This window comes from Ensifer sp. 38_S197 (assembly GCF_056924495.1).
Map to the genome: position 1 here is coordinate 432,812 of NZ_JBXOVZ010000001.1, position 12,558 is coordinate 445,369.

At 61.2% G+C, this 12,558-nt stretch carries 11 protein-coding genes; 4 read left to right on the plus strand and 7 right to left on the minus strand.

All coding sequences use genetic code 11. The features are described from left to right. Positions 1-42: 42 nt before the first annotated feature. Positions 43-792 carry an SDR family NAD(P)-dependent oxidoreductase gene (locus tag AC1Z3V_RS01865; RefSeq protein ID WP_483496891.1) on the minus strand — a complete coding sequence of 250 codons (750 nt, stop codon included), beginning with the start codon at positions 790-792 and terminating at the stop codon, positions 43-45. A gap of 58 nt (positions 793-850) precedes the next feature. Between AC1Z3V_RS01865 and AC1Z3V_RS01870 the strand changes: the two genes are divergently transcribed. Next, complete coding sequence (locus AC1Z3V_RS01870) at positions 851-1,783, plus strand: LysR family transcriptional regulator (RefSeq protein ID WP_483496893.1); 933 nt, start codon at positions 851-853, stop codon at positions 1,781-1,783. A gap of 49 nt (positions 1,784-1,832) precedes the next feature. Here the strand turns inward: AC1Z3V_RS01870 and AC1Z3V_RS01875 are convergent, their stop codons facing one another. From AC1Z3V_RS01875 to AC1Z3V_RS01895, 5 genes are all read right to left on the minus strand, one after another. Further along, entirely contained in the window at positions 1,833-2,528 is a 696-nt protein-coding gene (locus tag AC1Z3V_RS01875; RefSeq protein ID WP_483496895.1) for a response regulator transcription factor, read from the minus strand. Continuing rightward, the gene (locus AC1Z3V_RS01880; protein ID WP_483496896.1) at positions 2,518-2,907 is read right to left on the minus strand and encodes a response regulator; all 390 of its coding nucleotides are present in this window, start codon (positions 2,905-2,907) and stop codon (positions 2,518-2,520) included. The genes AC1Z3V_RS01875 and AC1Z3V_RS01880 overlap by 11 nt, the downstream gene beginning before the upstream one ends. A 1-nt stretch (position 2,908) precedes the next feature. Beyond that, positions 2,909-3,550 carry a response regulator transcription factor gene (locus tag AC1Z3V_RS01885; protein ID WP_483496897.1) on the minus strand — a complete coding sequence of 214 codons (642 nt, stop codon included), beginning with the start codon at positions 3,548-3,550 and terminating at the stop codon, positions 2,909-2,911. Next, entirely contained in the window at positions 3,547-6,756 is a 3,210-nt protein-coding gene (locus tag AC1Z3V_RS01890; RefSeq protein ID WP_483496898.1) for a PAS domain-containing protein, read from the minus strand. The genes AC1Z3V_RS01885 and AC1Z3V_RS01890 overlap by 4 nt, the downstream gene beginning before the upstream one ends. Positions 6,757-7,154: 398 nt before the next feature. Next, the gene (locus tag AC1Z3V_RS01895) at positions 7,155-8,135 is read right to left on the minus strand and encodes an alpha/beta fold hydrolase (RefSeq protein ID WP_483496899.1); all 981 of its coding nucleotides are present in this window, start codon (positions 8,133-8,135) and stop codon (positions 7,155-7,157) included. A 399-nt stretch (positions 8,136-8,534) separates the two neighbouring features. Here AC1Z3V_RS01895 and AC1Z3V_RS01900 point away from each other — a divergent pair, with 399 nt between their 5' ends. Beyond that, positions 8,535-9,464 (plus strand): MBL fold metallo-hydrolase, encoded by a 930-nt coding sequence (locus AC1Z3V_RS01900; protein WP_483496901.1) that lies wholly within the window; start codon positions 8,535-8,537, stop codon positions 9,462-9,464. Positions 9,465-9,467: 3 nt separating this feature from the next. On the opposite strand, the gene AC1Z3V_RS01905 is transcribed toward AC1Z3V_RS01900, so the two are convergent. Continuing rightward, complete coding sequence (locus tag AC1Z3V_RS01905) at positions 9,468-10,376, minus strand: alpha/beta hydrolase (RefSeq protein WP_483496902.1); 909 nt, start codon at positions 10,374-10,376, stop codon at positions 9,468-9,470. A gap of 355 nt (positions 10,377-10,731) precedes the next feature. On the opposite strand from AC1Z3V_RS01905, the gene AC1Z3V_RS01910 reads away from it, so the two are divergent. Together AC1Z3V_RS01910 and AC1Z3V_RS01915 are read left to right on the plus strand one after the other, a co-directional pair. Continuing rightward, complete coding sequence (locus AC1Z3V_RS01910) at positions 10,732-11,187, plus strand: carboxymuconolactone decarboxylase family protein (protein WP_483496903.1); 456 nt, start codon at positions 10,732-10,734, stop codon at positions 11,185-11,187. Between the two features lie 250 nt (positions 11,188-11,437). Then, entirely contained in the window at positions 11,438-12,406 is a 969-nt protein-coding gene (locus AC1Z3V_RS01915; RefSeq protein ID WP_483496904.1) for an MBL fold metallo-hydrolase, read from the plus strand. The last annotated feature ends 152 nt before the right edge of the window (positions 12,407-12,558 follow it).

Below are 12,558 nucleotides of genomic sequence, written 5' to 3' on the forward strand. Positions count from 1 at the left end.
GATACTGCGGGCGCCGACTAGGTGTAACAGCCACCAAGCCTTTCAAGCCAGGGTCATGCCGCCGTCGGCATGAAGTTCGATCCCGTTGACGAAGCTGCTCGCGTCGGAGGCGAGGAAGAGCGCGGCGCGCGCCAGCTCCTCCGGCCGTCCCATCCGCCCTGCCGGGATGAGCGACGCCATGTGATCCTCGAATGCGGGACGATCGGCCTCCGATACGCCGAGTTTGCCGAGGATTTCCGTCTCGACCGGTCCCGGGCTCAGTATGTTGACACGGATGCGCCGTGCCTTGAATTCGATCGCCCAATTCTTAGCGAAGGCAGCGACGGCGGCCTTCGAGCCGGCGTAGACCGCGTGATCCGGCAACACCTTTGTCGCCGCCAGCGAACTCGTGACGATGATGCTGCCGCCATCGCGGATCAGCGGTGCGATCGTCTGCACACCGAAGAACACGCCGCGCGTGTTGATGGCGAAATGCCGGTCGTAGTCTTCCGGTGTCACACTGTGGGAGGCAGTGAGATTGATGACGCCGGCGTTGGCAACATAGATATCGAGGCCACCAAAATGGTTCTCCACCATGTCCACCACCTCGTGGTGATGTTCGAGGTCGGCGACGTCGCCCACGATGCCAATGGCACGATGGCCGATGTCGCGCACCGCATGGTCGACGACATCCTGGCGTCGACCGGTGATGATGACCCGCCCGCCTTCCTCGGCGAATAGCTTGGCGGTCGCCCTGCCGATGCCGCTATTGCCACCGGTGATAACGGCGACCTTGTCTTTGAGATGTTGCATTGTTTATCTCCTTTCAACTGAGATTGAGATAAACGCCGGCACTCTCATCCATTAGATCATGGGCAGGCACATGATCTGTGCCGCGGAGTCGCAAATGCCGAACCTACTGAACGAGACGTCTGGATTGATGGCCTTTGTGCGAACGGTAGAGGCCGGTTCCTTTAGCGCCGCGGCGCGCAATCTCGATACCACCCCATCGGCGGTATCGAAGAGCGTGGCGAGGCTTGAAAAGAACATCGGTGCGCGCCTCTTCCTGCGCTCCACCCGGGTCCTGACGTTAACACAGGACGGCCAGATTTTCTTCGAGCGCGTCGCACCGCTCCTGCGGGATCTGGAATCGAGCGACGAGGTGATCGGTTCCCACGCCGCACTCTCCGGCCGCCTGCGCGTCAGCATGCCAAGCGAGCTGGCGCCCCTGATGCTGCCGCGGCTGTTTACAGGCTTCGCGGCCGACAATCCGAACTTACATCTTGATATTGGCCTTACGGACCGATTTGTCGATCTGATCCGGGAGGACTACGATGTAGTCTTGCGCGCTGGCAATCCGACGCAAGGCGAATTGATTGTTCGCCATCTGGCCGACCTGCCGATGGTGATCGTTGCCTCTCCGGCTTTTCTTGGAACCTGGGGCAATCCTCTGTCCGTCGAAGGTCTGGCAGCCGTGCCTTATGCCCGCTACGCGCTCGGTGGCTTGATCCAGCCCGTACGCCTGGCAGACGGCAAGAGCTTTGTTCCTGGCGGTCGCGTCGATTGCGATTCAGGCGCCGCGCTCATCCAGGCGGCACTCGCTGGATTGGGCGCCTCCTATCTACTGCGGTGTCTGGTGACGAACGAGTTGCAAGCCGGTTCGCTTGTCGCGCTTGCATCGGAGATCGCGCTTCCAAGCCTGCCATTCAATGCGTTGCACGCCTTCGGTCGCACCGTGCCCTCGCGCGTCAAACTGTTCTGCGACTTCATGGCACGCGAGGCAAGAGCCATCGAAGCGATGTGAGCACAGCGTATCATCGCCGACATCGAGATCCTTGGCAGGATCGATTACGTCAGAACAAGGCGCCGCCGGCCTCGCGCATCGCCATGGGCAGCGTCTCCCAAGCCCTGATCAACTCGCCGATCGACCCGGCCTCCATCTTGCGCATGACATTGGCGCGGTGCAGCTTGACCGTGACCTCGCTTATTCCGAGGTCGAAGGCGATCTGCTTGTTGAGCCGCCCTCGCGCCACTTCGCGCAGAATCTCGCGCTCTCGATGCGTCAGCGTCTCCAAGCGTTCGATGTTGCGCTTAACGACCAGGGCGTCGGCCCGTCGCGACGCATCGAGCGCAATGCCGGCGATCACCGCATCGATCAGCGTCTGGTCGCGCACCGGCTTGGTTAGGAAATCGACGGCGCCTGCCTTCATCGCCTGCACGGTCATCGGGATGTCGCCGTACCCGGTCAGGAAAATGATCGGCTTTGCATTGCCGCTCTGCACCAGATGGTGCTGCAGGTGAAGCCCGCTTGCCCCAGGCATGCGCACGTCAAGGATCAGGCAGCCGGGGCTGTCCAGTATGTCGGCGTCGAGCACTTCACGGGTCGAGGCGAAACTCACGGGCTGAAAGCCTGCGGAGAGGATCAGTTCCGACAAGGCCTCGCGAACAGCCGCGTCGTCATCGACGATGACGACGATGGGCTCACTTGCGTTATGCTTGTGCTGCCGCCGCAGCGGTGCCGATCTCGGGAGCGGCTGGTCAATTCGCATAACACCCTCCATTTCTCGATTTCCGCAAAGCTTCCCCTATCGCGTCGAGCAGGGCAGGCGCATCGAAGGGCTTACGAAAAAAGCCGCTGATGCCCTGCGCGCGGCCCTGGTCGGCGATCTCGTGGCGGCCGGTGACCAGGAATACCGGCAGTTCCGGACGCGCCTTGTTGATGATGTCACGAAGCTCAAAGCCGTTCGTGCCCGGCATGCCAATATCGGTGATCAGAAGGTCCAGGTCCGACAGGCCGCGGGCGAGCAGGTGCTCGGCCGAGCGGAAACAGCAGGCAGCATAACCGGCGGATTCCAGCAGTTCTTCCAGCGACTCCAACAGCCGCGGATCGTCATCCACGACCGCGACGATCGGTTTGGTCTCCTCCATCTCAATTTCCTCCCGTCCGGCGCGAATGGGTGATCGGTATTCCCAATCGCTCCGCGATGCGCACGAGGTCGGCGAGCGATGCTGCCGCCATTTTCTGCATGACATTCCTCCGATGGATTTGCAGTGTCACTTCGCTGATTCCGAGTTGCGATGCCGCCTGCTTGTTGAGCAGGCCGCTGACGACGAGCGGCAGGACATCGCGTTCGCGTGGCGTCAATTCGAGATAGCGCTGCCTCAGCAGGTTCACTTCAGCCCGTTCCGATCGCTTTCGCCGATCCTCGGAAATCGCCATATGCACAGCGGTCATGAGGTCCGCGTCGCTAAACGGTTTGGTGAGGAAGTCCACCGCACCGTGCTTGATCGCCCGCACCGAGGAAGGGATGTCACCGTGGCCGGTAATGAAGACGATCGCCGGATGATCGCCCTCGGCGATTTGCCGCTGCAGTTCGAGGCCGTTGATATCGGGCAATTCAACGTCGAGTATCAGGCAGGCAGGTAAATCCGGCTTCTCGGCGTTCACATAGTCGCCCGCCGAACCGAACGCGATGGCGCGCATGCCGTGGGTCTCCAGGAGCTCGCCAAGCGCCTCCCTGATGCGTTCGTCATCGTCGACGATGAAAACAATAGGATCGTCCGTTGTCATAGCGCCGCTTTCCCCACGGTTGGCAGGGTGAAAATGAACCGTGCGCCGCGCGGTTCATTGTTCTCGGCCCATAAACGCCCGCCATGCGCCTCGACGATCGAACGGCAGATGGCGAGACCCATGCCCATTCCATTCTCTTTCGTTGTAAAGAAGGGTTCGAAGATCTGATCCGGGAACTCGATGCCGTTGCCCCGGTCGCCTATTTCGGTCTGCACCTCACTGCCCACGCGATGGGCGCGCACGGTGACCGATTTCTCCCCTGCGATGTCCTCCTCCATTGCCTCCATGCCATTGCGCATGAGATTGACCAGGACCTGCTGGATCTGGATGCGGTCGATCGCGATCGCCGGAAGGTTGTCTTCCATATCGACGTCGATCCGGATCCGACGGCGCAAAGCCTCCCCTGCCACCAGGTTACACGCCTCAGCGATGACGCCGGAAGGCGACAGGCTCGTCCTATTTTCAACGGATTGCTTGAACAGCGCCCGGATACGGCCGACGACTTCAGCCCCTGAGTTGGCGTCGCGGATGACCCGTTCGATCGTGATCTTGGCGCGCGCGACATTGACGGGCTCAGCCGATAACCAGCGGTAGCACGCGTGCGAATTGGCGACGATCGCCGCCAGAGGCTGGTTCACCTCATGGGCGATGGATGCCGACAGCTCCGCGAGGCTTGCTGCTTGGCTGGCACGTGCAAGCCGTTCCTGCGCCAGGCGCAGCTCTTCCTGCATGCGCACCTCGCCATCGATATCCAGGCAGATGACGTTCCATTGCACGATGGTGCCGTCATCCTTGCGCATCGGCGCGGCCCGCGTTTCGACCCAGATATATTCGCCGTCGAAGCGCCGCAGGCGATGCTTTCTGCGATAGGGTTCGCCGCTGGACAGGCAATGGGCATAATGCTCCTTGACGCCGGCAACATCGTCGGGATGGACTCCGGCATCGAGCGTGCCGTTCAGCCGCGATTTGGCTTTCCCATCCAGTTCCTCCAGCTCATAGCCAAGGAACTCGCGCAGTTGCTGGCTGCGATAGACTGGTTCGCCGTTCGGCGCGGCACAATCGATCATCGCCGGCAACGTTTCCACTAGTTGCCAAAGGAAGCGTTCTCTCTCGCGCAACGCCGCCTGCGCGCGCATTTCGTCCTCAATGTCGATCGAAGCAATATACCATTGCACGATTGTGCCATCTGCGTCGCGCAGAGGCTGTGCGCGCGCCTCTATCCAGCGATAGACGCCCTGCTTGTTGCGCCGGCGAAAGCGGTTCGCGAAAGGCTGACCGGTCGCAAAGCCATCCAATGCCCTCTGAAACATTGTTGAAAAGTCGTCTGGGTGAGTCACGTCTCGGGCCAGCGCATCGAAGTCTTTAATGTCCGCCGTCGGCGCACCAACGTCGTCGAGATATCGCTTGCTGGTGTAGGTCATCTCGCCTGAAGCGGCAAAGCTCAGGATATTGAAGGGCATGGCATCGATCATTTGTTCCAATTGCCGCTTGCTGTTCTTCAGCGCTTCTTCGGCCTGCACCTGATCATCGATGTCGATAGACACCTGATACCAGTGAACGATCGCTCCGTCTTGATCACGCAGAGGCTGCGCGCGCGCCTCCATCCAGCGATAGTTGCCGTCTTTCCAACGCCGGCGATAGCGCATCATGAAGGCGTCGCCAGTTTTAAGCGAGTTGGCTGACGCTCGCAGCACCTCGGCGGCATCTTCGGGATGAACCAGCTTTTGCGCCACCCGGACACTATCTTCGAAGTTCGCCTTTGAAAGGCCGAGATCCTCCAAGGATCGCTTGTTGACGTAGGCCAGCTTGCCAGCAGGTGTCCAGCTCCAGATGTGGACTGGCAAGGCGTCCACAAGCTGCGAAAGCTCCCGCTCCCGGTCGCGCAAGGCCTCCTGTGCGCGCACCTCATCATCGATGTCGATGGAGATTGCGTACCATTGCACGATCTTGCCGCTGTCGTCCCGCAGTGGTTCCGCCCGGCCGTCAACCCAGCGGTACACGCCGTCGGCGCGACGCATGCGATATTTCATCGAGTATGGTTCGCCTGTGGCGACGGCGTCGCGCACCGCCTGCAATAGTCTGGACGCATCATCCGGATGGACAAGAGTCTCGATATTTGCCGCCAGTTGGCTGGTGCCCGGCCTTTTCAACTGTTGCGGGTCAAACCCGAAAAAATCCACCAGGCGCTTGTTGAAGAAGGTCGGCTCACCTTCGGGCGTCAGCCGTCTGATGTGGACTGGGACCATGTTCACGATCTGCGAGAGCTCTCGCTCTCGATCGCGCAGGGCCTCCACGCTCTCGCGTAATGTCAGCAACGCGAGCTGGTGCTGCCGGGATATGGCGGCCACGACCAGGGCCGAAAATGCCGAGATCGCCAGGAAGAGTTGCAGCACGATCTGGTTGTAGCGCTGGTTCTCAACATTTCCGGCAAACTGGCTGGCGCCGGATATCGTGAAGATCGCGGTTATCAGCGCTAGCAGGGCGAGAGTAACGGCAACCCCCTTGAATTCGAAGCGCACAGCAGCCCAAAGCAGCGGCGGCATGATGATGTAAGCGAAAGGCAGGATGCCGCCGAGGGAAAGAGCCGCTACCCCGAGAAGAATCAGTCCCAGGACGCACGCTTCAATCCATCGCGCAGTCGATAGCTCTGCCTTGCCGTTCCAGTTCTGGATCACGACCAGCGCGAGCGGCGCGACGATCAGGATCCCCGTGGCATCCCCGATCCACCAGAGAGGCCAAGCCCCAAGGAAGGTCTGCGAAAATATGCCAAACCAGGCAAGCGTCGCGCTCCCCAGCGTAGCACTCACGACGGGCGCAACTACCGCGCCCAGTGCGGCGAATACGAGAACTTCCTGCAGCGTCTCCAGTCGAGCCGGTCGGCCCAGGGCCCGGTTCACGACCCACGCGCCGAACACGGCTTCGAGCGCATTGCCTGCATATATCAGGAAGGCGGCAGGTAGCGGGCTATGGAACCAAAGGACATTGCCGAGTAGCTCAGCCAGACCACCCACTATCACCCACCACGGCCAACTCTTCATGGGAGCAAGGATGAGGGTGGCGATGAACAGCCCGCTCGGAGCCCAGATGGAAATGCCCGTTCCAGGAACGATTGCAAGAGCCTGCGCGAAGCCGCAACCGAGGACATAGGCCACAAAAAACAGACCCAGGTGCAGGAGTTGGGGGCGGTTCGACCAGACGCGCGTCATCGGCGGCTCCTGCAGCGAAAATAATGCCTGGGCGGCGCTGGCATATCGAGTGGTAGTCTCGACATCACGGCCAGCGATCCCGTGCCGTACCCTATTCGCGCTACTGCGCGGCCGCAACTTATGGAAATCCATGTATTGGCGGCGATTCCGTCGCTTGGCGGCCTTGGTGAAAACTGTCTAGCCTCAATAATATCCGACATCCGTGTGGATGTTTCTGTCTCAGTCCAAAAGCCGAAGCGACGTCGAATCCATGTCGAAGTCCGTCGACCGGCTGACCGCGTTCCACTGCAGCGCGGCTGTCGATTTGGCCACGGGATCGAGGAACTGGCGCGGCAAGGCCGCGCCAGTTCCGGACGGGACGCGGAGCACGGCGGTTTGCTCCGCGATCCGGGGAGGGTTCAGCCCTTGAGGAAGGCGAGCAGGTCGGCGTTGACCTGGTCCTGATGGGTGGCGGTGATGCCGTGCGGCGCGCCGGGATAATAGATGTCCTTGGCGCCCTTGATCAGCCGGGCAGACTTGACGGCGGAATCCTTGACCGGAACGATCTGGTCGTCCTCCCCGTGCAGGACGAGCGTCGGCACATCGAACTTTTTCAGATCCTCGGTGAAGTCGGTTTCCGAGAATGCCTTGACGCATTCATAAGCGTTCAGCAGGCCAGCCTGCATGCTCCAAAGCCAGAATTGGTCGAGCGTGCCTTGGGAAACGTTCGAGCCGGGTCGATTGGCGCCGTAGAATTGCGGAGCAAGGTCACGATAGAATTGCGAGCGATCCTTGACGAGGCCAGCACGGATCGCGTCGAACGCTTCGATCGGCAACCCTTCGGGATTGGTCGCCGATTTCACCATGACCGGCGGCACGGCGGCGATGAGGACCGCCTTGGCGACGCGCTTCGTACCATGCCGGCCGATATAGCGGGCGACCTCGCCGCCGCCGGTGGAGTGACCGACCAGCGTTGCGTCCCTGAGATCCAGCGCCTCGATAACGGCGGCCAGATCGTCGGCATATCCGTTCATGTCGTTCCCCGACGTCGGTTGGCTGGAGCGTCCATGGCCGCGGCGATCGTGCGCCACGACGCGGAAGCCGTGCTGGACGAGGAAGAGCATCTGGCCGTCCCAGGCATCTGAGTTCAGCGGCCAGCCGTGCGAGAAGGTGACGACCGGGCCGGTGCCCCAGTCCTTGTAATAGATTTCTGTGCCGTCCTTGGTGGTGATCGTGCTCATGGCTTGCTTTCCGTGATTGATGGTGGCGGGGAGAGGCTGCTTCGAAGTCTTTGCGGCGGCAACCGCGGGCAGGCCCACTGCGATACCGGCGGTGAGGCTGCCGAGCAGGGCGTCGCGGCGTGAGACGCCGACAGCCGATGGGTTTGAAATGTCTCGCATATTTTTTCCCTCGCTATGATTGGAATGCGAAAGAGGATGGAGACCGGCTGTTCGAAAAACTATTGGCCGAAAGCATCTGCGGACTGTGCGAAAGTCTAGGTGATCGCATCGAACCACTGGATTTCTCGGCCTTGACGACGAGCGGAACCGATTGAACGACCCCGATTGACCGGTTGGGATCAGGTTATCGTCGTCGGAATAGTAGAGGACGTATCTCGGAGATTTTCCGTACGGTGCAGGAAGCAATTTCGTGGCCCCAACGACTGAAGCGTCGTCGGGAACAATCCTTTGGATTGCGCCACCCAAACTTACGCATAGCTGACCGGCAACATCCGCGAACCTAGAGTTCGCTGCGTGGCCCGTGATTGCCACGCCTCAAATTTACAACTGGAGCGTATCATGTCGAACGTAGAAGCAACATCTCGACCGGTGGGGCAGCAGGTCAAGCCGGGACCCGACGAACTGGTTCCGTCGCGCTACGCAGTGCGGGTCGGTGATATCGACGTAATGGTAATCAGCGACGGTGTGCTGACGCCGCCGGCTGAATCGATGGCAACCAACGCCGATCCGGCCACGCGCGGGGCTTGGTTGGACAATCAATTTCTTTCGAAGGAGGCCTTCGGCTGGGCACTCAACGCCGTCGTGATCCGCACCGGGAAGCAGACGATGCTAATCGACAGCGGCCTCGGCGAGGAGTATCCGGACTTTCCGCGTGCAGGGCAACTCGTGCATCGGCTGGAATCGGCCGGCGTCGATCTCGGATCTGTTACGGATGTCGTGTTGACCCACATGCATTTCGACCACGTCGGTGGCCTTCTTGCCGAAGGTGTGAAGGAGAAAATGCGTCCCGATCTTCGGGTACATCTCTGTGCCACCGAAACCGAATTCTGGAAGTCGCCTGACTTCTCCCGCACTGCCATGCCGCCGGCGCTCGCCGCGCTGGCCCGCAAGGCGTCGCTCGACTTCATGAATGTCTACGGCAGCCACATTCGCACCTTCAAGGACGAGGCCGAGGTGGCTCCTGGCGTTTCCGTAACCCGCACAGGCGGCCACACGCCCGGACACAGTGTCGTCCGGGTGAAGTCTGGAAAGGATCGCCTGATGTTCGCCGGCGATGCGATCTTCCCGGTATCATTCGATCATCCGGAATGGCACAACGGCTTCGAACATGATCCGGAAGAGGCCACGCGCGTTCGTCTCCGTCTCATGCGCGAACTTGCAGATACGGGGTCCTGGCTAATCTCGACGCACATGCCCTTCCCGTCCGTGGGCCGCGTCGCGGCGGCCGGCGACCTCTTCCGCTGGGTGCCGGCTTGGTGGGACTACTGAACGTTACTCGATAAGATAGAACAATATCCGGAGAGTTATGCCCGGCGCATCGCTTGATGCGCCGGATTTCGCAACAATGGCATGAAGTGGGACCGATCGGACTTGCCTGCTTGTTAGCACTGTGACTTGGGCACCTTGTCGGATTGTTGGTGGCGCGTTTCGCCTGGACGCCGGCCGAGCTCGCAATTTCGTTTGAGGAGGAACGTCTCCGCACCAACAACGCGGCAGCTCACCGGGCGAACGCCGCTTCTTCGATGAGAGAGGTGACTTCGCCGGGATGCGAGACCATGAGCGCGTGCGAGGCCCCGTCGACCACGACAGTCTTCGCGGCGTGTACCGCTCGGCCATGAACTGCATGACTGCTGGCGGAATGTTGCGGTCGGCAGATCCGTAGGTCATGCAGGAGGGCAGCAGCTTCCAAGATGCTGCGCCGGAGGGTTCGTCGAGCGCAGCCCGGGCGGCCGGACGCGGCGCCGAGGCCATCAGCGCCGCCTTGTCATCTGAAACGTCGGCGGCGAACTGGAAATGATATTCGGACCGCTGGATGTAGAGATCCTGCGTGCCGTACGGCAGCGTCGCGGCTGCGAGCGCGCTGGCAAGCGTACTGCCCGGGAATTTGCCCGACAGGGTGAGGCTGGATTCGCCGATATCCGGCATGAAACCCGTGACATAGACCAGAGCCTTCACGTTCGGATTGCCGTTTGCGGCTTCAGTGATGACCGGTCCGCCATAGGAGTGACCGACCAGAACCACCGGGCCACGGATGGTGCGCACGACTGCCGCGACGGATGCTGCATCCGACGCGACGCTGCGAAACGGGTTGGCTGCCGCGATCGCCACATAGCCGTCCTTGGTCAGGCTGCGATCACAGCATCCCAGTTCGACGACTCGGCATTGTCGGCTTGAGATCATGATCTCAGGGATTGTGCGCCGGCGCCAGTCAGCGTGGTGATCGCGGCACCAAGCGCCAAGGCCTGATAGTTTTGAGCATCTGCTTTTTCCTAACGCTGCGGTTGCGTATGCCGGGAGAGTGCGTGGGTTTGCGGCCGCAAACCATACTACGTGAGCCGGGCCCATCCGCTGCCGAAGTATAGAAAGAGATGGCACGAAAGGCGGTGAACCTGGTCAATCGGCAAGGCCTAGCTCCATCAGGTGCTAACTGGGAGCGCCTTCCGGCCAGATGAATGATCCGCGATATCGTGGATAGTTGGTGATCGGGCGACCCGCGTGGCTTCGACCCCATCGCAACCAATCCACGGAGAGCAGGATGACCAGACGTTTGAACATATTGGCCAGGAAGAATGACGGCATCGATGGCCTCGTCGCCGTCGAGGCCTGGATAGCCAAGAGCTTTGATCCAAAGCTAATGGAGCTCGTCAAGGTGCGCGTGTCGCAGATCAACGGCTGCGTCCATTGCCTGCACATGCATCGTCAGGACGCGCTGAAACAGGGCGAGACGGAGGAGCGGATGCTTCTTCTGAGCGCCTGGCGTGAATCGCAGCTTTACAGCGACCGGGAGCGCGCCGCACTCGCCTGGGCGGAATCGCTGACCAACGTCGCCGAGAGCCGTGCACCGGATGCGGATTATGAAGTTGCCTCGAGCGCCTTTTCGGAAGACGAACTCCTGGCACTGTCTGTCGGCATTGCCATGATCAATGCCTGGAACCGGTTGGCGATCGGCTTTCGGCTGCAGCATCCGGCAGATCACAAGCGCGCCGCCTAATCGCCAAGCAGACGCGAACGTGCCGGGCGGATTCATCGCCCGGCAAGCTCCAATGCAAGGCGTCCGCTCCTTCATGCCAGCCACTTCGCTGCCAAATCTCCGCAGCGGCCGCGCTGAGAGCATAGGCTACCCTATCCTCAGGTATGGCCCCTCCTCTTCTTCCGCCGGATCGACCGCCAAACGCGCCTCAACATAAAATCCGCCGTGGCTTGTAACCGACACTTTCGATCACGCAGCACAGGAGAACATCATGTCGCAGACAGAAAAAAAGCCCCGTTCGATTGCTCAGCAGGAGACCAACATGAGCTTGGAAAACAACTCACACCTCGGGAGAGCGGGCGCCGACGAACTGGTCCCGTCGCGCTACGCGGTGCAGATCGGTGATATCGAGGTGCTGGTGATCAGTGACGGCGTGCTGCCGCTGCCGACCAAGATGCTGGGATACAATGCCGATCCGGCCGAGCACGCGGCCTGGCTGAACGACATGTTTCTGCCGCCGGATGCTTTCGACTGGGCACTGAACGTGGTCGTGGTGCGCAGCGGCAAGCAGACGATCCTCATCGACGCCGGCCTGGGGCTGGACCCGGAATTGAACCTGCCGCGGGCCGGGCAATTGATCAAGCGACTGGAAGCCGCCGGCATCGACCTTGGATCCGTAACCGACGTGGTGCTGACCCACATGCACATGGACCACGTTGGCGGGCTGCTCGTCGACGGGGTGAAGGAGCGGCTGCGTCCGGACCTCAGGATCCATGTGGCGACGGCAGAGGTCAAATTCTGGGAGGCACCCGACTTCTCTCACGTGTCGATGCCGCCCGGCTTCCCGGACGCGCTTCGGGCGGCTGCCAAGCAGTTCAGAAAAGAGTATGAGAGCCACCTGCAATTGTTCGAAGATGAGTACGAGGTAGCGCCAGGCGTGGTGGTCTCTCGAACTGGCGGCCACACACCCGGGCACAGCGTGGTCCGCGTGGCATCGGGCAAAGGCCGGCTGATGTTTGCCGGCGACGCGGTGTTCGCGGTCGGCTTCGATCACCCCGACTGGTTCAATGGCTTCGAACACGACCCGGAAGAAGCTGCCCGCGTCCGCGTTCGTCTTTTGCGGGAGCTGGCCGAGACCGGCGAACTTCTGGTGGCCACTCATATGCCGTTCCCCTCCGTCGGCCATGTGGCAGCCGACGGCGATCACTTCCGATGGGTGCCGGTCTTCTGGGACTACTGACCGCCTGGTACACTAGAGCCGAGCCGGCGCACGGCCTTTAAGGCCACGCCCCGGCTCGGCCGAGTGGATCTGCAGAACCGGCAGGGCCGGCCCGATCCTCGACCAATCGTTCAGAAACGAATGAACAGTGCGGTGCGCGAGACGGCCGCAAA